This window comes from Microbacterium sp. Leaf351 (assembly GCF_001423825.1).
Lineage (GTDB): Bacteria > Actinomycetota > Actinomycetes > Actinomycetales > Microbacteriaceae > Microbacterium > Microbacterium ginsengisoli.
Genome location: NZ_LMPK01000012.1, coordinates 41,992 through 42,504 on the forward strand (window position 1 = coordinate 41,992; position 513 = coordinate 42,504).

Below are 513 nucleotides of genomic sequence, written 5' to 3' on the forward strand. Positions count from 1 at the left end.
GCAGTGCGCGACCCACTGGCCGGGGTTGTCGGCATCGAAGTCGACTGTCAGGGTCTGGCCCGGGAGGATGATGGAGGTGTCCTTCCGGGGGCCGCCGTTCGCGTGCTGGTAGGTGTGGCCGTGCAGGTGGAACGGATGCCACATCTCGGTGTCATTGCGGATCCGCAACTGCACCCGCTCCCCCATACTGATCGCGTGCGCGTCCCGCAACGGGTCGTTCATGTCGAACCGGCGCCCATTGATCCCCCAGTCGTACGCCTCCATCCCCCCGGTCAGCGCGAGGTGCACGACCCGGTCGGGGGATGCCTGGTGCAGGGTGACGGAGGCGGTCGCGCTCAGTCCGGCAGCGGTGCCGACCCTGCCGGTGCCGAGCTCGGCGACGGGGACGTCGCTGGCCGGAGCCGTGCCAGCGGCGGTGCGAACGAGCGCGAACGCGCGATCCTGCTTGCCTTCCGCGTCGGCGACGACAGGGAACACCCCATCGTCCAGGGTGACCTGCAGGTCGTAGCGTTC

Annotated in this window: 1 protein-coding gene; it reads right to left on the reverse strand. The window is 69.6% G+C overall.

What is annotated here, in order from left to right:
- On the reverse strand, positions 1-513 hold a 513-nt coding region (locus tag ASG00_RS17020; protein ID WP_235559153.1), incomplete at both ends, for a multicopper oxidase domain-containing protein.